This window comes from Streptomyces beihaiensis (assembly GCF_026274175.1).
Lineage (GTDB): Bacteria > Actinomycetota > Actinomycetes > Streptomycetales > Streptomycetaceae > Streptomyces > Streptomyces beihaiensis.
Window position 1 is genome coordinate 1 of record NZ_JAPHNL010000248.1, and the last position, 18711, is coordinate 18711.

General features: G+C 68.3%; 14 protein-coding genes and 1 tRNA gene. 12 read left to right on the plus strand and 3 right to left on the minus strand.

The genetic code is table 11. The annotated features are described in order from the left end of the window. Positions 1-178: 178 nt before the first annotated feature. Positions 179-1234 (plus strand): UDP-N-acetylmuramate dehydrogenase, encoded by a 1056-nt coding sequence (locus OFY01_RS19210; protein WP_266601542.1) that lies wholly within the window; start codon positions 179-181, stop codon positions 1232-1234. Here the strand turns inward: OFY01_RS19210 and OFY01_RS19215 are convergent. After that, on the minus strand, positions 1231-1863 hold the full coding sequence (locus OFY01_RS19215) for an NAD(P)-dependent oxidoreductase (protein WP_266601544.1): 633 nt from the start codon (positions 1861-1863) through the stop codon (positions 1231-1233). The genes OFY01_RS19210 and OFY01_RS19215 overlap by 4 nt on opposite strands. Positions 1864-1988: 125 nt before the next feature. On the opposite strand from OFY01_RS19215, the gene OFY01_RS19220 reads away from it, so the two are divergent. Further along, positions 1989-2612, plus strand: coding sequence for a TetR/AcrR family transcriptional regulator (locus tag OFY01_RS19220; protein WP_266601618.1), 624 nt, complete (start codon positions 1989-1991; stop codon positions 2610-2612). A 20-nt stretch (positions 2613-2632) separates the two neighbouring features. Here the strand turns inward: OFY01_RS19220 and OFY01_RS19225 are convergent, their stop codons facing one another. After that, a complete protein-coding gene (locus tag OFY01_RS19225; protein WP_266601545.1) occupies positions 2633-3655 on the minus strand; it encodes an adenosine deaminase in 1023 nt (340 codons plus the stop codon). 122 nt (positions 3656-3777) lie between these two features. Then, a complete protein-coding gene (locus OFY01_RS19230; protein WP_266601547.1) occupies positions 3778-5019 on the minus strand; it encodes a pyridoxal phosphate-dependent aminotransferase in 1242 nt (413 codons plus the stop codon). Between the two features lie 224 nt (positions 5020-5243). On the opposite strand from OFY01_RS19230, the gene OFY01_RS19235 reads away from it, so the two are divergent. The 10 genes from OFY01_RS19235 (at position 5244) to OFY01_RS19280 (ending at position 18614) form a co-directional block, all read left to right on the plus strand. Beyond that, a tRNA-Trp gene (locus OFY01_RS19235) sits at positions 5244-5316 on the plus strand. A 108-nt stretch (positions 5317-5424) separates the two neighbouring features. Beyond that, positions 5425-5721 carry a preprotein translocase subunit SecE gene (gene secE / locus OFY01_RS19240; RefSeq protein WP_266601549.1) on the plus strand — a complete coding sequence of 99 codons (297 nt, stop codon included), beginning with the start codon at positions 5425-5427 and terminating at the stop codon, positions 5719-5721. A gap of 77 nt (positions 5722-5798) precedes the next feature. Next, complete coding sequence (nusG, locus tag OFY01_RS19245) at positions 5799-6710, plus strand: transcription termination/antitermination protein NusG (protein WP_266601551.1); 912 nt, start codon at positions 5799-5801, stop codon at positions 6708-6710. A 187-nt stretch (positions 6711-6897) separates the two neighbouring features. Continuing rightward, positions 6898-7332: a 50S ribosomal protein L11 gene (gene rplK, locus OFY01_RS19250; RefSeq protein WP_095853122.1), complete on the plus strand. Its 435-nt coding sequence runs from the start codon at positions 6898-6900 to the stop codon at positions 7330-7332. Positions 7333-7408: 76 nt separating this feature from the next. Continuing rightward, positions 7409-8140 carry a 50S ribosomal protein L1 gene (rplA, locus tag OFY01_RS19255; RefSeq protein WP_266601552.1) on the plus strand — a complete coding sequence of 244 codons (732 nt, stop codon included), beginning with the start codon at positions 7409-7411 and terminating at the stop codon, positions 8138-8140. Positions 8141-8272: 132 nt separating this feature from the next. Continuing rightward, complete coding sequence (locus tag OFY01_RS19260; RefSeq protein WP_266601553.1) at positions 8273-9220, plus strand: hypothetical protein; 948 nt, start codon at positions 8273-8275, stop codon at positions 9218-9220. A gap of 265 nt (positions 9221-9485) precedes the next feature. Beyond that, positions 9486-10013, plus strand: coding sequence for a 50S ribosomal protein L10 (gene rplJ / locus OFY01_RS19265; RefSeq protein WP_266601554.1), 528 nt, complete (start codon positions 9486-9488; stop codon positions 10011-10013). Between the two features lie 136 nt (positions 10014-10149). Further along, the gene (gene rplL, locus OFY01_RS19270) at positions 10150-10533 is read left to right on the plus strand and encodes a 50S ribosomal protein L7/L12 (protein WP_407700379.1); all 384 of its coding nucleotides are present in this window, start codon (positions 10150-10152) and stop codon (positions 10531-10533) included. Positions 10534-11125: 592 nt separating this feature from the next. Beyond that, positions 11126-14611 (plus strand): DNA-directed RNA polymerase subunit beta, encoded by a 3486-nt coding sequence (gene rpoB, locus OFY01_RS19275; RefSeq protein WP_266601556.1) that lies wholly within the window; start codon positions 11126-11128, stop codon positions 14609-14611. A 103-nt stretch (positions 14612-14714) separates the two neighbouring features. Beyond that, complete coding sequence (locus tag OFY01_RS19280) at positions 14715-18614, plus strand: DNA-directed RNA polymerase subunit beta' (RefSeq protein WP_266601558.1); 3900 nt, start codon at positions 14715-14717, stop codon at positions 18612-18614. The last annotated feature ends 97 nt before the right edge of the window (positions 18615-18711 follow it).

The following is an 18711-nucleotide window of genomic DNA, read 5'->3' on the forward strand; positions in this document are numbered from 1 at the left end:
GCCGCCTCGCGTCGCCGCCTCGCCTCGCGTCGCCTGCCCGGTCTCGCCTCGCCCCGCCCGGCCCCGCTCGACCCCACCCCGCGCTGTCCGGCCGGGCCTGCCCGGCACCCTGGAGCCGTCGCCCGCCGTCGCCCGCCGTGCCGTTCCCGCGGCGGAGCCGTCTCGTACGCTTGGGCGCGTGCAGGAACTTCACGATGCTCCCCTCGCGCCCCTGACCACCTTCCGGCTCGGCGGGCCCGCCGCCCGGCTGATCACCGCGACCACGGACGCCGAGGTGCTCGACGCGGTGCGCGAGGCCGATGCCACGGGCACCCCGCTGCTGGTCATCGGTGGCGGGAGCAACCTCCTCATCGGTGACAAGGGCTTCGACGGCACCGCCCTGCGCATCGCCACCCGGGGCTTCGAACTCGACGGGACGCGTCTTGAGCTGGCCGCCGGAGAGGTGTGGAGCGACGCCGTCGAGCGGACCGTGGCGGCCGGGCTCGCGGGCATCGAGTGCCTTGCCGGGATCCCCGGCTCGGCCGGTGCGACGCCGATCCAGAACGTGGGAGCGTACGGGCAGGAGGTCTCCTCCACCATCACCGAGGTGGTCGCCTACGACCGCCGGGCCGGTGAGACCGTCACCATCCCGAACGCCGAGTGCGGCTTCGCCTACCGGCACAGCCGGTTCAAGGCCGAGCCCGACCGGTACGTGGTGCTGCGCGTGCGGTTCGAGCTGGAGGACGCGGGCGGGCTGAGCGCTCCCGTCAAGTACCCCGAGACCGCACGCACCCTCGGTGTCGAGGCGGGCGACCGTGTTCCCGCCGCACGCGCGCGTGAGACCGTGCTCAAGCTGCGGGCCGGCAAGGGCATGGTGCTCGACGCCGACGACCACGACACCTGGTCCGCGGGGTCGTTCTTCACCAACCCGATCCTCACCGACGAGCAGTTCGCGGCCTTCCACGCGCGCGTGGCCGAGCGGCTCGGCCCGGACGCGCAGGCGCCCGCCTACCCCGCGGGCGCGGGCCGCACCAAGACCTCCGCGGCCTGGCTCATCGACAAGGCGGGCTTCACCAAGGGCTACGGCACCGGGCCCGCCCGCATCTCCACCAAGCACACCCTCGCCCTCACCAACCGCGGCGAGGCCACCACGGAGGACCTGCTCGCGCTGGCCCGTGAGGTCGTCGCGGGCGTCCGCGAGGCATTCGGGGTGACCCTCGTCAACGAGCCGGTGACGGTCGGCGTCAGCCTCTAGTACGCGACCCCCACCCCCTGCTTCACCGCCGCCGGGTCGTCCACCAACGCCAGCATCGCGTGCGCGACGTCCGCGCGCGCGAGGAAGCGGCCCGCGTTCGGGAAGCCGCCGATCACCGTCCGGTACGCGCCGGTCAGAGGTTTGTTCTGCAGGCGCGGAGGGCGCACCGACGTCCAGTCGGTGGCGCTGCGCGCCAGCTCCGACTCCATCTCCGTCAGGTCGGCGTAGACGTTCTTGAAGATCAGGCCGATCACGTTCCGTGCCGCGCGATCGGCGAGCGGGGAGTTCTCCGGCAGCGGGCCCACCGGTGCCGCGCTGACCACCAGGAGACGGCGCGTGCCCTCCGCCTCCATCGCGGCCAGGACCGACCGCGTCAGCGCGGTGGCGACGCCCGCGTCGGAGATCTTGCGCGCGCCCAGGCCGGACAGGACGGCGTCGCGGCCGGCCACCGCGGGGCGCAGCGCCTCCGGGTCGGTCAGGTCGGAGCGGAACACCTGAAGGCGCTCGCCGGTCACGGCGAACCGCGCGGGGTCGCGCACCACCGCCGTGACCTCGTGCCCCGCCGCCAGGGCCTGCTTGACGATCTCCTGGCCGACACCGCCGGTGGCGCCGAAAACCGTGAGCTTCATGGTGTGTCTCCTGGTCCGTCTGTCTGGCTCCATGAGTGGGTGAGTGTTCACTCACCCGTGCTGCCCCTTAGGATGGGTGAGCACTCACTCACCCGTCAAGCGCGTTCGGAGACCGCATGGACCGCATGGACCGCACGGACCAGAAGCCCGCGAGGGTCCGCATCATCGACGCGGCCCACGAACTCATGCTGAGCATCGGGCTGGCCCGCACCACCACCAAGGAGATCGCCAAGGTGGCGGGCTGCTCCGAGGCGGCGCTCTACAAGTACTTCGCCAACAAGGAAGAGCTCTTCGTGACGGTGCTCAGCGAGCGCCTGCCGAAGCTGGGATCGCTCATCGGCCACCTCACGGCCGACGACGCGAGGGGCGCGCGCCGCACCGTCGAGGAGAACCTCACCGCCATCGCGCGCGAGGCGGCACTCTTCTACGAGCAGACGTTCGCGATGGCCGCGTCCCTGTACGCGGAGCCCCGCCTCAAGCGCCGCCACGACGACGTGCTGCGCGAGCTCGGCACAGGACCGCACCGGCCCATCGAGGGCCTGGACGCCTATCTGAGGAGCGAGCAGAAGGCCGGGCGCATCGGGCCCGACGCCGACACGTTCGCCGCCGCCTCACTCCTCCTGGGGGCCTGCGCGCAGCGCGCCTTCGCCTACGAGGCGTCCCCGGACCGCAGGCCGCCGCAGCCCCTGGACGAGTTCGCCGCCCGCATCGCCCGTACGCTGCTCACCGGCGTCTCGGCGCCCGCCTGACCGGCCGCGCCCGACGGCGCTCACGCCGCGAGCCACTCCTCCACGCCACCGAGCAGCTTCTGCCTGATGTCGTCCGGAGCGGCCGAGCCGCGCACCGACTGGCGTGCCAGCTCGGCCAGCTCGGCGTCGGTGAAGGCGTGGTGGCGGCGGGCGATCTCGTACTGGGCGGCCAGGCGCGAGCCGAAGAGCAGCGGGTCGTCGGCGCCGAGCGCGAGCGGCACCCCGGCCTCGTACAGCGTGCGCAGCGGCACGTCCTCGGGCTTGTCGTAGACGCCGAGCGCGACGTTCGAGGCCGGGCACACCTCGCAGGTGACGCCCGACTCGGCCAGGCGCCGCAGCAGCCGCGGGTCCTCGGCCGCCCGCACCCCGTGCCCGATCCGCGACGCGTGCAGGTCGTCGAGGCAGTCGCGCACGGACGCCGGCCCGGTCAGCTCACCGCCGTGCGGCGCCGCCAGCAGCCCGCCCTCGCGCGCGATGTGGAACGCCCGGTCGAAGTCGCGCGCCATGCCGCGCCGCTCGTCGTTGGAGAGCCCGAAGCCGACGATGCCGCGCTCCGCGTACCGCACCGCGAGCCGCGCCAGCGTGCGGGCGTCCAGCGGATGCTTCATACGGTTCGCGGCGACCAGCACCCGCATCCCGAGGCCCGTCTCCCGCGACGCCGTGTCGACGGCGTCCAGGATGATCTCGAGGGCCGGGATGAGCCCGCCGAGCCGGGGCGCGTACGAGGTCGGGTCGACCTGGATCTCCAGCCACCCCGAACCGTCCGCGATGTCCTCCTCCGCGGCCTCCCGCACCAGGCGCTGGATGTCCTCCGGGGCCCGCAGACAGGAGCGCGCCGCGTCGTAGAGGCGCTGGAAGCGGAACCATCCGCGCTCGTCCGTGGCCCGCAGCTTCGGCGGCTCGGCGCTCGTCAGCGCGTCCGGCAGCCGGACGCCGTACTTGTCGGCCAGCTCCAGCAGGGTCGTGGGCCGCATCGACCCGGTGAAGTGCAGGTGCAGGTGGGCCTTGGGCAACTGGCGTACATCACGTGCTACACGCTCCATCCCAAGATCCTGCCGCACGGACGTGTCGTACCGGTAGCGCCTTTCCACCTTCGGGCCCTGGTCCGAACGAAGAAGCGGGCCGCCTCCCGGGGGGAGACGGCCCGCTCGTGCGTCACATCCGCTCAGTCCTGGGCCTCGGCCAGCAGCTTCTGGATGCGGGAGACGCCCTCGACCAGGTCCTCGTCGCCGAGCGCGTACGAAAGGCGCAGGTAACCGGGGGTGCCGAAGGCCTCGCCCGGCACCACGGCGACCTCGGCCTCCTCCAGGATGAGCGCGGCCAGCTCGACACTGTTCCGCGGGCGCTTGCCGCGGATCTCCTTGCCGAGCAGGCCCTTCACCGACGGGTACGCGTAGAACGCGCCCTCGGGCTCGGGGCAGAGGACGCCGTCGATCTCGTTGAGCATCCGCACGATGGTGCGGCGGCGCCGGTCGAATGCCTCGCGCATCGTCGCCACGGCCTCCAGGTCGCCGGAGACGGCCGCGATCGCGGCGGCCTGCGACACGTTGGAGACGTTGGACGTGGCGTGCGACTGGAGGTTCGTCGCGGCCTTCACGACGTCCTTGGGGCCGATGACCCAGCCCACGCGCCAGCCGGTCATCGCGTACGTCTTCGCGACACCGTTGACCACGATGCACTTGTCGCGCAGCTCCGGCAGGATGGCGGGCAGCGACGTGAACTTCGCGTCCCCGTAGACCAGGTGCTCGTAGATCTCGTCCGTCATCACCCACAGGCCGTGGTCGAGGGCCCAGCGGCCGATGGCCTCCGCCTCTTCCTCGCTGTAGACGGCGCCGGTCGGGTTGGACGGCGAGACGAAGAGCACGACCTTGGTGCGCTCCGTGCGCGCGGCCTCCAGCTGCTCGACGGAGACGCGGTACCCGGTCGTCTCGTCGGCCGTGACCTCCACCGGCACGCCGCCCGCGAGGCGGATCGACTCCGGGTAGGTGGTCCAGTACGGGGCCGGGACGATGACCTCGTCGCCCGGGTCCAGGATGGCGGCGAACGCCTCGTAGATGGCCTGCTTGCCGCCGTTGGTCACCAGGATCTGCGAGGCGTCCACCTCGTAGCCGGAGTCGCGCAGCGTCTTGGCGGCGATGGCGGCCTTGAGCTCGGGCAGACCGCCGGCCGGGGTGTAGCGGTGGAACTTCGGGTTCTTGCAGGCCTCGACGGCCGCCTCGACCACGTAGTCCGGCGTCGGGAAGTCGGGCTCGCCGGCGCCGAAGCCGATCACCGGACGCCCGGCGGCCTTCAGGGCCTTGGCCTTGGCGTCCACGGCGAGGGTCGCGGACTCGGAGATGGAGCCGACCCGGGCAGAGACCCGGCGCTCCGTAGGGGCGGTACCTGGGGGCGGAGTTGCAGCGCTCATGGCCCCATCGTTCCAGACCCGCAACCCGTGCGGCACACGGGTTTGGGAGACCGTTCGCCCCCCGGCCGCCGGGCGAAGATCCACTGGCGATCCACCGGCGATCCGATCCTGTTCGACGGAGCGCCGCAGAACACGTACACTCACTGCTCGTTGGCCTTCACCGGCCGCACCACTCCCGACGCACACCGTGCGGCCGGGCGGATGCGGTAGGTTGGGGGACGCAAAGGGTCGTAGCTCAATTGGTAGAGCACTGGTCTCCAAAACCAGCGGTTGGGGGTTCAAGTCCCTCCGGCCCTGCTACACACGCCTCTCGCCAGGATGTGTGCGCATGTACGTACTGCAATGCACCGCCGTGCGGCTCGACCGGGCGCGGCACGGCCACGACCCGGAATCAGGTGAGGACGAGTGACGGACGCCGTGGGCTCCATCGACATGCCTGATGCCCAGGATGAGGCGCCGGAGGCCAAGAAGAAGGCCCGTAAGAGCGGCAAGGGCGGCAAGCGCGGCAAGAAGGGCCCCTTCGGCCGTCTCGCACTCTTCTACCGCCAGGTCATCGCGGAGCTCCGCAAGGTCGTCTGGCCGACGCGCGGTGAGCTCACGACGTACACGTCCGTGGTGATCGTGTTCGTCGCCATCATGATCGGACTTGTGATGGTGGTTGACTATGGCTTCAACCATCTCGTCAAGTACGTCTTCGGCTAGGCCGAGAGCGGAGGGCGCCGGTTCCGGCGTCCCTTTCGCGTGTTCCACCCCCATGTATCCAGGAAGAAGCAGCCACAGTGTCTGACCCGAACCTGAACGAGGCGATCGAGCCGGTCGAGTCCGCTGAGGACGCGCTCGACATCGTCGAGGCGGCGGACGCCGAGGAGCCGGACCAGGCCGAGGCTGCCGACATCGCCGCCGGTGAGCCCGCCGAGGAAGCGGCCGTCAACGTCGAGGCCGAGGACGGCACCGAGGTCGACGACGCCGAGGACAAGGCTGTCGAGGCCGAGATCGCGACCGAGGAATCCGCCGAAGAAGAGGCGGAGGCGGCCGAGGAAGCCGAGGAGGCCGCCGAGGAGCCCGAGGAGCAGGTCGACCCGATCACCGCGCTCCGCGACGAGCTGCGCGGCCTGCCCGGCGAGTGGTACGTCATCCACACCTACGCGGGCTACGAGAAGCGCGTGAAGGCCAACCTGGAGCAGCGTGCCGTCTCGCTCAACGTCGAGGACTTCATCTACCAGGCCGAGGTCCCCGAGGAAGAGATCGTCCAGATCAAGAACGGCGAGCGCAAGAACGTCCGGCAGAACAAGCTGCCCGGCTACGTGCTCGTCCGCATGGACCTGACGAACGAGTCCTGGGGCGTCGTCCGCAACACCCCCGGCGTCACCGGCTTCGTGGGCAACGCCTACGACCCGTACCCGCTGACCCTGGACGAGATCGTCAAGATGCTCGCCCCCGAGGCCGAGGAGAAGGCCGCCCGCGAGGCCGCCGAGGCCGAGGGCAAGCCGGCTCCGCAGCGCAAGGTCGAGGTCCAGGTCCTGGACTTCGAGGTCGGCGACTCGGTCACCGTCACCGACGGCCCGTTCGCCACGCTGCAGGCCACGATCAACGAGATCAACGCCGACTCGAAGAAGGTCAAGGGCCTCGTCGAGATCTTCGGCCGCGAGACCCCGGTCGAGCTGAGCTTCGACCAGATCCAGAAGAACTAGGTCGCGACCAGTTCTTCCGGCACGGGCTCAGAGAGCTTCCGACCAGGTCAGGCGGGACGTGCGAGCGTCCGCCTGACCTGCTCGGTTTTTGGCCGCGCATCCATACCCGTTATCGTTGTGCGGTATGCCTGCGTTCGGGTGGTCCCCGAGCGCAGGCAGGACCCGAATCGAAAGGACCCGGAGAGCTATGCCTCCCAAGAAGAAGAAGGTCACGGGGCTGATCAAGCTCCAGATCCAGGCCGGTGCCGCCAACCCGGCCCCGCCGGTCGGCCCCGCGCTCGGCCAGCACGGCGTCAACATCATGGAGTTCTGCAAGGCCTACAACGCCGCGACCGAGTCGCAGCGCGGTTGGGTCATCCCGGTGGAGATCACGGTCTACGAGGACCGTTCCTTCACCTTCGTCACCAAGACCCCGCCGGCCGCGAAGATGATCCTCAAGGCCGCTGGTGTCGAGAAGGGCTCCGGCGAGCCGCACAAGACCAAGGTCGCCAAGATCACCCAGGCGCAGGTCCGCGAGATCGCCACCACCAAGATGCCCGACCTCAACGCCAACGACCTGGACGCCGCGTCGAAGATCATCGCCGGCACCGCCCGTTCCATGGGCATCACGGTCGAGGGCTGACCTCAACCTCGTACGACCACCGTGGCAGGGCCTGCTCGGCCCGGACCACGACTCCTCTCAGCACACAGGAGCAGTAGTGAGCAAGCGCAGCAAGACTCTCCGCGCTGCGGACGCCAAGATCGACCGGGACAAGCTCTACGCCCCGCTCGAGGCCGTCCGTCTCGCCAAGGAGACCTCCTCGACGAAGTTCGACGGCACCGTCGAGGTCGCCTTCCGCCTGGGCGTTGACCCGCGAAAGGCCGACCAGATGGTCCGTGGCACCGTGAACCTTCCGCACGGCACCGGCAAGACCGCCCGGGTCCTGGTCTTCGCGACCGGTGACCGTGCAGCGGCCGCGGAGGCCGCGGGCGCCGACATCGTCGGCTCCGACGAGCTCATCGACGAGATCTCCAAGGGCAACCGCCTCAACGAGTTCGACGCCGTCGTCGCCACCCCGGACCTCATGGGCAAGGTCGGCCGCCTCGGCCGCGTGCTCGGTCCCCGTGGCCTGATGCCGAACCCGAAGACCGGCACCGTGACCCCGGACGTGGCCAAGGCCGTGAACGAGATCAAGGGCGGCAAGATCGAGTTCCGCGTCGACAAGCACGCGAACCTGCACTTCATCATCGGCAAGTCGTCCTTCGACGACACCAAGCTGGTGGAGAACTACGGCGCGGCCCTGGAGGAGATCCTCCGCCTGAAGCCGTCCGCCGCCAAGGGTCGCTACATCAAGAAGGCCGCCCTCAGCACCACGATGGGCCCCGGCATTCCGCTCGACCCGAACCGCACCCGCAACCTCCTCACCGAGGAGGACCCGGCGGCGGTCTGAGCCCCTTCCTGAGGCTCACCGAAGTCGAACGACGGGCCCCGCACCTTTCGAGGTGCGGGGCCCGTTCCCGTTCTTCGATAGGGTGGCGGATAGTGTGCGGGGAGCACACACGTTCACAGGGGTGGGATTGAGATGAGTGTTGTCGTACGTCGCACGGCGGGGGCCGTTGTCGCCACAGCGCTGCTGTGCACCGGCGCGGTCGCCTGCAGCGGGGGATCGGACAAGGGCGGGGACAAGAAGGCGGCGGACGGCACGCAGTCGCAGTCCCAGGTCGCCAACGCGGTGACCGCCGCGTACAAGAAGACCTCCGAGGCCAAGTCGGCCAAGGTCACGATGACGATGAAGACGCCCAGCGCGAGCGGCGGCAGGGACACCGTCAAGATGTCCGGGACTATGGGCTGGGACCCCCAGGTGATGGACATGACGATGAAGAGCTCCGGGCTCGACGAGAGCGGCGCCGACGGCATGCCGGACAGCGTGCGCATGCTCTGGCAGGACAACGTCATGTACATGGACATGGGCGCCGCCGCGGCCAAGGACGCGGACATGGGCGGCAAGCGCTGGATGAAGATCGACCTCGCCGCCGCGGCCAAGCAGAGCGGCGACGCGTCCCTCATGAGCAAGATGACCGGCGGCGCGAACAACATGAACCAGTCGCCGGCCGACCAGATCGCGGTGCTGCTCGACTCGCCCAACCTCAAGCACCTCGGCTCCGCCACGGTCGACGGGGTCAAGGCCGAGCACTACAAGGGCACGATGTCGGTCGAGGAGATGATGGCGAGCAACGACTCGCTGAAGGTCCTCAGCAAGTCCGACCGGGCGCAGCTCCTGAAGAACGTCAAGCAGGCGGGCATCAAGCAGTACGAGACCGAACTGTGGATCAGCAAGGACGACCTGCCGGTCCGGATGGACGTCACGATGGACACCTCCAAGGGCGCCGTCGACATCTCCGAGAAGTTCTCCGACTACGGTGCCGCGATCAAGCTCGACGTGCCGCCCCCGAGCCAGACCTTCGACCTCATGCAGATGCTCCAGGGCGCGGGCAAGGCCGCCGGTTCCACGGCGGGGACCGGAGCCTGACCGGATTTGCCTGACACGCGACCCTTCGCGTAACCTTCCACAGAAGCCAAAGACCGCTGGTCGTTGCCGTGCTCTCGCGAGAGGGCGCGGTGGCCGAAGGATCCGCTGAAACGGCGGACGACCCGCGCAGGTGACTGTGGAAGTGCTCCTGGACGTCCCGTCCGGTCGAGCTCACGCCCCGTGCGCCTGCGCCGGGGCGTTTCGTTTTCCCCAGTCCTCCTTCGGGTCCGCGCGGTCCGAATCACCCGGAAGGAGGCCGAGGCTCATGGCGACATCCGACAAGGTCGCAGCCGTCGAGGAGATCACGCAGAAGCTGCGCGACTCCAACGCCGCTGTTGTCACTTCCTACACCGGACTGTCCGTGGCGCAGCTCAAGGAGCTCCGCCGTTCTCTCGGCGAGAACGCTCAGTACCGTGTGGTGAAGAACACGCTGACCAAGATCGCGGCCAACGAGGCCGGGATCCAGCTGGACGAGCACCTCAAGGGCTCGACCGCTGTCGCCTTCGTGACCGGTGACCCGGTCACGGCGGCGAAGGGTCTCCGTGACTTCGCCAAGGAGAACCCGAATCTCGTCATCAAGGGCGGTGTCCTTGACGGCAAGGCGCTGTCCGCCGACGAGATCAAGAAGCTTGCGGACCTCGAGTCCCGCGAGGTTCTGCTCGCCAAGCTGGCGGGCGCCATGAAGGCCAAGCAGTCCTCTGCTGCCGCGGTCTTCCAGGCGCTGCCCTCGAAGTTCGTCCGCACCGCGGAGGCGCTTCGTGCCAAGCAGGCCGAGCAGGGCGGTGCCGAGTAACTCGGCTCGCAACATGACCGCCGCCGCCCGGCAGCGGTCGTAGCGGGCCGCACGTCTACGAAGTAATGCCGATAGGCATACGCCCGCCTCACCCAGTACATCCGGCACCTGCCGATCAAGTGGAAGGAAAGCCATCATGGCTCTCACCCAGGACGAACTGCTCGCTGAGTTCGAGAACATGACCCTCATCCAGCTCTCCGAGTTCGTGAAGGCGTTCGAGGAGAAGTTCGACGTCACCGCCGCCGCCCCGGCCGCCGTCGTCGCCGCCGGCGCCCCGGGCGCCCCGGCCGCCGAGGCCGCCGAGGAGAAGGACGAGTTCGACGTCATCCTCACCGGCGCCGGCGACAAGAAGATCCAGGTCATCAAGGTCGTGCGCGAGCTGACCTCCCTGGGTCTGAAGGAGGCCAAGGACCTCGTCGACGGCACCCCGAAGCCGGTCCTGGAGAAGGTCGCCAAGGACGCCGCGGACAAGGCCAAGGAGGCCCTCGAGGGCGCCGGCGCCTCCGTCGAGGTCAAGTGACCCGTCGTCGGCCGACGGTCGACTTCTCGGTGACATCGGTCCCACGCGGGCTGTAACACCGAAGCACCGAAGGGCGATCACCCATGTGGGTGGTCGCCCTTCGGCGTTCCCGGGCTCGCAGGTCGAGGATGCCTTGCGGTGTCGGTCGCGACGAGTATGGTGATCTTCGTTGTGCCCGGCGCCACCCCTGTCCGGCCACGAGGGGGCCTTGACGAACCGCACGCAGCGCGCAATTCTCAGGACGCGTCGTCACAACGATCCGGGATTCGAGGCATGGATCGGCGGCGTAGAGGGCAGTAAGGATGTGCGTCGACGATCGCACAGGGCATGCCGCAGCAGGAGCACGTTGAGAACACCGAGGGTCTCAAAAAACCCGCACTGGACATCAGTGGGCCTTCTGGCTACACTGTCCCTTTGCGCTGCCTGTTAGCTGCCTCCTGCCCGTCACCAGGGGCATGCCCTCGCTCCAGCACTGTGGATTGAAACCGTTCTGACCTGGCCAAACGAGTCAGTTCAGGCGGAGTCTGCCCCGCTGCTGTCGTGAGGGACCGGTACGCGCGTAGTGAGTCCGAGCCCTCGGAAGGACCCCCTCTTGGCCGCCTCGCGCAACGCCTCGACCGCGAATACGAACAACGGCGCCAGCACTGCCCCGCTGCGCATCTCCTTTGCAAAGATCAAGGAGCCCCTTGAGGTTCCGAACCTTCTTGCGCTGCAAACCGAGAGCTTCGACTGGCTGCTCGGCAACGACGCGTGGAAGGCTCGTGTCGAGGCGGCTCTGGAAAGTGGACGGGACGTCCCCACCAAGTCCGGTCTGGAGGAGATCTTCGAGGAGATCTCCCCGATCGAGGACTTCTCCGGGTCGATGTCCCTGACGTTCCGCGACCACCGTTTCGAGCCGCCGAAGAACTCGATCGACGAGTGCAAGGAGCGCGACTTCACGTACGCGGCTCCGCTCTTCGTCACGGCCGAGTTCATGAACAACGAGACCGGCGAGATCAAGTCCCAGACGGTCTTCATGGGCGACTTCCCGCTCATGACCAACAAGGGCACCTTCGTCATCAACGGCACCGAGCGTGTCGTCGTCTCGCAGCTGGTCCGCTCGCCCGGCGTCTACTTCGACTCCAGCATCGACAAGACGTCGGACAAGGACATCTTCTCCGCCAAGATCATCCCGTCCCGGGGTGCCTGGCTGGAGATGGAGATCGACAAGCGCGACATGGTCGGTGTGCGCATCGACCGCAAGCGCAAGCAGTCCGTCACCGTCCTGCTCAAGGCTCTCGGTTGGACGACCGAGCAGATCCTTGAGGAGTTCGGCGAGTACGAGTCCATGCGCGCCACCCTGGAGAAGGACCACACCCAGGGCCAGGACGACGCGCTGCTCGACATCTACCGCAAGCTGCGTCCGGGCGAGCCGCCCACGCGTGAGGCCGCGCAGACGCTGCTGGAGAACCTGTACTTCAACCCCAAGCGCTACGACCTCGCGAAGGTCGGCCGCTACAAGGTCAACAAGAAGCTCGGCGCGGACGAGCCGCTGGACGCCGGCGTGCTCACCACCGCCGACATCATCGCCAGCATCAAGTACCTGGTGAAGCTGCACGCCGGTGAGACCGAGACGATCGGCGAGTCCGGCCGGGAGATCGTCGTCGAGACCGACGACATCGACCACTTCGGCAACCGCCGCATCCGTAACGTCGGCGAGCTGATCCAGAACCAGGTCCGTACGGGTCTCGCCCGTATGGAGCGCGTCGTGCGCGAGCGCATGACCACCCAGGACGTCGAGGCGATCACGCCGCAGACCCTGATCAACATCCGCCCGGTCGTGGCGTCGATCAAGGAGTTCTTCGGCACCTCGCAGCTGTCCCAGTTCATGGACCAGAACAACCCGCTGTCGGGGCTGACGCACAAGCGTCGTCTGAACGCCCTCGGCCCGGGTGGTCTCTCCCGTGAGCGGGCCGGCTTCGAGGTCCGAGACGTGCACCCGTCGCACTACGGCCGCATGTGCCCGATCGAGACGCCCGAAGGCCCGAACATCGGTCTGATCGGCTCGCTCGCCTCGTACGGCCGGATCAACCCGTTCGGCTTCATCGAGACGCCGTACCGCAAGGTCGTCGACGGTGTCGTCACCGACGACGTCGACTACCTGACGGCCGACGAGGAGGACCGCTTCGTCATCGCGCAGGCCAACGCGCCGCTGACGGACGACCTCCACTTCGCCGAGGCCCGCGTCCTGGTCCGCCGCCGCGGCGGCGAGGTCGACTACGTCCCCGGCGACGACGTCGACTACATGGACGTCTCGCCGCGCCAGATGGTGTCGGTCGCGACCGCCATGATCCCGTTCCTCGAGCACGACGACGCCAACCGTGCCCTCATGGGCGCGAACATGATGCGCCAGGCCGTGCCGCTCATCAAGTCCGAGGCGCCGCTCGTCGGCACCGGCATGGAGTACCGCTGCGCCACCGACGCCGGTGACGTGCTCAAGGCCGACAAGGACGGTGTGGTCCAGGAGGTCTCCGCGGACTACATCACCACCGCCAACGACGACGGCACGTACACCACGTACCGCCTGTCCAAGTTCACCCGCTCCAACCAGGGCACCTCTGTCAACCAGAAGGTCGTCGTGGACGAGGGCGCGCGCGTGATCGAGGGCCAGGTCCTGGCCGACGGTCCCGCCACCGAACAGGGCGAGATGGCGCTCGGCAAGAACCTGCTCGTGGCGTTCATGCCGTGGGAGGGCCACAACTACGAGGACGCGATCATCCTGTCGCAGCGCCTCGTGCAGGACGACGTCCTCTCCTCGATCCACATCGAGGAGCACGAGGTCGACGCCCGTGACACCAAGCTCGGCCCCGAGGAGATCACCCGGGACATCCCGAACGTCTCCGAGGAGGTCCTCGCCGACCTCGACGAGCGCGGCATCATCCGCATCGGTGCCGAGGTCGTCGCCGGTGACATCCTCGTCGGCAAGGTCACCCCGAAGGGTGAGACCGAACTGACGCCGGAGGAGCGCCTGCTGCGCGCCATCTTCGGTGAGAAGGCCCGTGAGGTCCGTGACACCTCCCTGAAGGTGCCGCACGGTGAGATCGGCAAGGTCATCGGCGTGCGCGTCTTCGACCGGGAGGAGGGCGACGAGCTTCCCCCGGGCGTCAACCAGCTGGTCCGCGTCTACGTGGCCCAGAAGCGCAAGATCACCGACGGTGACAAGCTCGCCGGCCGTCACGGCAACAAGGGCGTCATCTCCAAGATCAACCCGATCGAGGACATGCCGTTCCTGGAGGACGGCACGCCGGTCGACATCATCCTCAACCCGCTCGGTGTCCCGTCCCGAATGAACCCGGGACAGGTCCTGGAGATCCACCTCGGCTGGCTCGCCAGCCAGGGCTGGGACGTCTCCGGCCTCGCCGACGAGTGGGCCCAGCGCCTGCAGGGCATCGGCGCCGACAAGGTCGAGCCGCGTACGAACGTCGCGACCCCGGTCTTCGACGGCGCCCGTGAGGACGAGCTCGCGGGGCTCCTGGAGAACACCCGCCCGAACCGCGACGGCGACCGCATGGTCCTCCCGTCCGGCAAGGCGCGGCTGTTCGACGGCCGCTCGGGTGAGCCGTTCCCGGACCCGATCTCGGTCGGGTACATGTACATCCTCAAGCTGCACCACCTGGTCGACGACAAGCTGCACGCCCGCTCGACCGGTCCGTACTCGATGATCACCCAGCAGCCGCTGGGTGGTAAGGCGCAGTTCGGTGGTCAGCGCTTCGGTGAGATGGAGGTGTGGGCGCTTGAGGCATACGGCGCCGCGTACGCGCTCCAGGAACTTCTGACCATCAAGTCCGACGACGTCACCGGCCGCGTCAAGGTGTACGAGGCCATCGTCAAGGGCGAGAACATCCCCGAGCCCGGCATTCCCGAGTCCTTCAAGGTGCTCATCAAGGAAATGCAGTCTCTGTGCCTCAACGTGGAGGTGCTGTCCTCGGACGGCATGTCCATCGAGATGCGCGACACCGACGAGGACGTCTTCCGCGCGGCGGAGGAGCTCGGCATCGACCTGTCCCGGCGCGAGCCGAGCAGCGTCGAAGAGGTCTGACGGGAGTCCGGTAGGGGCCGCGCCGCCAGGCGAGGCCCCCGCCGACCCCTCGACCCCCGTTTCAGACCTGCAGACTCACAACCCTGAGAGGGATTGACGCATAGTGCTCGACGTCAACTTCTTCGACGAGCTCCGGATCGGCCTGGCCACAGCGGAGGACATCCGCCAGTGGAGCCACGGCGAGGTCAAGAAGCCCGAGACCATCAACTACCGCACCCTCAAGCCCGAGAAGGACGGCCTCTTCTGCGAGAAGATCTTCGGCCCCACCCGGGACTGGGAGTGCTACTGCGGTAAGTACAAGCGCGTCCGCTTCAAGGGCATCATCTGCGAGCGCTGTGGCGTCGAGGTCACGCGCGCCAAGGTGCGCCGTGAGCGGATGGGCCACATCGAACTGGCCGCCCCCGTCACCCACATCTGGTACTTCAAGGGTGTTCCGTCGCGCCTGGGCTATCTGCTCGACCTGGCGCCGAAGGACCTCGAGAAGGTCATCTACTTCGCCGCGTACATGATCACGTACGTGGACGAGGAGCGCCGCACCCGCGACCTGCCCTCCCTGGAGGCGCACGTCCAGGTGGAGCGTCAGCAGATCGAGAACCGCCGCGACTCCGACCTGGAGGCCCGCGCCAAGAAGCTCGAGACCGACCTGGCCGAGCTGGAGGCCGAGGGCGCCAAGGCCGACGTGCGCCGCAAGGTGCGCGAGGGCGCCGAGCGTGAGATGAAGCAGCTGCGCGACCGTGCGCAGCGCGAGATCGACCGCCTCGACGAGGTGTGGAACCGGTTCAAGAACCTCAAGGTCCAGGACCTGGAGGGCGACGAGCTGCTCTACCGCGAGCTGCGCGACCGTTTCGGCACGTACTTCGACGGCTCGATGGGTGCCGCGGCGCTGCAGAAGCGCCTGGAGACCTTCGACCTGGAGGAGGAGGCCGAGCGCCTCCGCGAGATCATCCGCACCGGCAAGGGCCAGAAGAAGACCCGTGCGCTCAAGCGCCTCAAGGTCGTCTCCGCGTTCCTGCAGACCAGCAACAGCCCCAAGGGCATGGTGCTCGACTGCGTGCCGGTCATCCCGCCGGACCTGCGTCCGATGGTGCAGCTGGACGGTGGCCGCTTCGCGACCTCCGACCTGAACGACCTGTACCGCCGCGTCATCAACCGCAACAACCGCCTCAAGCGCCTTCTCGACCTCGGTGCGCCCGAGATCATCGTGAACAACGAGAAGCGCATGCTCCAGGAGGCCGTCGACGCGCTCTTCGACAACGGCCGTCGTGGTCGCCCGGTCACGGGCCCCGGCAACCGTCCGCTGAAGTCGCTGTCCGACATGCTCAAGGGCAAGCAGGGCCGCTTCCGTCAGAACCTGCTCGGTAAGCGAGTCGACTACTCGGCGCGTTCCGTCATCGTCGTCGGCCCGCAGCTGAAGCTGCACCAGTGCGGTCTGCCGAAGGCCATGGCCCTGGAGCTCTTCAAGCCGTTCGTGATGAAGCGCCTGGTCGACCTGAACCACGCGCAGAACATCAAGAGCGCCAAGCGCATGGTGGAGCGCGGCCGCACGGTCGTCTACGACGTCCTCGAAGAGGTCATCGCCGAGCACCCGGTTCTCCTGAACCGTGCTCCCACCCTGCACCGCCTCGGTATCCAGGCGTTCGAGCCGCAGCTGGTCGAGGGCAAGGCCATCCAGATCCACCCGCTCGTCTGCACCGCGTTCAACGCGGACTTCGACGGTGACCAGATGGCCGTGCACCTGCCGCTGTCCGCGGAGGCGCAGGCCGAGGCCCGCATCCTGATGCTGTCCTCGAACAACATCCTCAAGCCCGCCGACGGCCGTCCGGTGACGATGCCGACGCAGGACATGGTCCTGGGTCTGTTCTTCCTCACCACGGACAGCGAGATGCGGGACGTCAAGGGCGAGGGCCGTTCCTTCGGCTCCACGTCCGAGGCGATCATGGCGTTCGACGCGGGCGAGCTGTCGCTCCAGTCGAGTGTCGACATCCGCTTCCCGGTGGGCACCATCCCGCCGCGCGGCTGGGTCCCGCCGGTCGCCGAGGAGGGCGAGCCCGAGTTCCAGCCGGGCGACACCTTCCGGCTGAAGACCACGCTGGGCCGCGCGCTCTTCAACGAGCTGCTGCCCGAGGACTACCCGTTCGTCGACTACGAGGTCGGCAAGAAGCAGCTGGGCGAGATCGTCAACGACCTCGCCGAGCGCTACCCGAAGGTCATCGTGGCGGCGACGCTCGACAACCTGAAGGCGGCCGGCTTCTACTGGGGCACCCGCTCCGGTGTCACCGTGGCCATCTCCGACGTCGTCGTCCCCGAGGCGAAGAAGGCGATCGTCGAGGGCTACGAGGCGCAGGACGAGAAGGTCCAGAAGCAGTACGAGCGCGGTCTGATCACCAAGGACGAGCGCACGCAGGAGCTCATCGCGATCTGGACCAAGGCGACCAACGAGGTCGCCGAGGCGATGAACGACAACTTCCCGAAGACCAACCCGATCTTCATGATGGTGAACTCGGGTGCACGAGGCAACATGATGCAGATGCGTCAGATCGCCGGTATGCGTGGTCTTGTGTCGAACGCCAAGAACGAGACGATCCCGCGTCCGATCAAGGCGTCCTTCCGTGAGGGCCTCTCCGTTCTGGAGTACTTCATCTCCACGCACGGTGCCCGTAAGGGTCTGGCGGACACGGCTCTGCGTACCGCCGACTCGGGTTACCTCACCCGTCGTCTGGTCGACGTCTCCCAGGACGTCATCATCCGCGAGGAGGACTGCGGCACCGACCGTGGCCTGCGGCTGCGGATCGCCGAGAAGGACGCCACCGGTGTCCTGCGCAAGGCGGACAACGCCGAGTCGTCGGTGTACGCGCGCTGCCTGGCCGAGGACATCGTCGTCGACGGCAAGGTGCTCGCCCCGGCGGGCGTCGACCTCGGTGACGTGCTCATCGACCAGCTGGTCGCGGCCGGCGTGGAGGAGGTCAAGACCCGCTCGGTCCTGACCTGTGAGTCCGCCGTCGGCACCTGCGCCATGTGCTACGGCCGCTCGCTGGCCACCGGCAAGCTGGTCGACATCGGTGAGGCGGTCGGCATCATCGCCGCCCAGTCCATCGGTGAGCCCGGTACCCAGCTGACGATGCGTACCTTCCACACCGGTGGTGTGGCCGGTGACGACATCACCCAGGGTCTGCCCCGTGTCGTCGAGCTCTTCGAGGCCCGTACGCCGAAGGGTGTCGCCCCGATCTCCGAGGCCGCGGGCCGGGTCCGCATCGAGGAGACCGAGAAGACCAAGAAGATCGTCGTCACCCCGGACGACGGCAGCGACGAGACGGCCTACCCGATCTCGAAGCGCGCCCGTCTGCTCGTCGGCGAGGGCGACCACGTCGAGGTCGGCCAGAAGCTGACCGTGGGTGCCACCAACCCGCACGACGTGCTGCGCATCCTCGGCCAGCGTGCGGTCCAGGTGCACCTGGTCGGCGAGGTCCAGAAGGTCTACAACTCGCAGGGTGTGTCGATCCACGACAAGCACATCGAGATCATCATCCGGCAGATGCTGCGCCGCGTGACGATCATCGAGTCCGGCGACGCCGAGCTGCTGCCCGGCGAGCTGGTCGAGCGTGCGAAGTTCGAGGGCGAGAACCGTCGTGTGGTCACCGAGGGCGGTCACCCCGCCTCCGGCCGTCCGCAGCTGATGGGTATCACCAAGGCATCGCTGGCGACGGAGTCCTGGCTGTCGGCCGCCTCCTTCCAGGAGACGACCCGAGTGCTGACGGACGCGGCGATCAACGCCAAGTCCGACAGCCTCATCGGCCTCAAGGAGAACGTCATCATCGGTAAGCTCATCCCGGCCGGTACGGGTCTGTCCCGCTACCGCAACATCCGGGTGGAGCCCACCGAGGAGGCCAAGGCCGCGATGTACTCGGCCGTCGGCTACGACGACATGGACTACTCGCCGTTCGGCACCGGCTCCGGCCAGGCCGTTCCGCTGGAGGACTACGACTACGGTCCGTACAACCAGTAGGTGGAGTAGGCACCAGGCAGTAGGCGAGCAGCCGCTTCCCGCGCAGGGCGGTCACCCCGAATTCGTTCGGGGTGACCGCCCTGCGGCGTTCCCGGCA

Excerpts from the sequence above, each read along its gene's own strand:
- OFY01_RS19215 (WP_266601544.1), bottom strand. The coding sequence starts at position 1,863 with ATGAAGCTCACGGTTTTCGGCGCCACCGGCGGTGTCGGCCAGGAGATC.
- OFY01_RS19230 (WP_266601547.1), bottom strand. The coding sequence starts at position 5,019 with ATGAGCGCTGCAACTCCGCCCCCAGGTACCGCCCCTACGGAGCGCCGG.
- rplL (WP_407700379.1), top strand. The coding sequence starts at position 10,150 with ATGGCTCTCACCCAGGACGAACTGCTCGCTGAGTTCGAGAACATGACC.
- OFY01_RS19260 (WP_266601553.1), top strand. The coding sequence starts at position 8,273 with ATGAGTGTTGTCGTACGTCGCACGGCGGGGGCCGTTGTCGCCACAGCG.
- rplJ (WP_266601554.1), top strand. The coding sequence starts at position 9,486 with ATGGCGACATCCGACAAGGTCGCAGCCGTCGAGGAGATCACGCAGAAG.
- OFY01_RS19225 (WP_266601545.1), bottom strand. The coding sequence starts at position 3,655 with ATGGAGCGTGTAGCACGTGATGTACGCCAGTTGCCCAAGGCCCACCTG.
- rplK (WP_095853122.1), top strand. The coding sequence starts at position 6,898 with ATGCCTCCCAAGAAGAAGAAGGTCACGGGGCTGATCAAGCTCCAGATC.
- OFY01_RS19220 (WP_266601618.1), top strand. The coding sequence starts at position 1,989 with ATGGACCGCACGGACCAGAAGCCCGCGAGGGTCCGCATCATCGACGCG.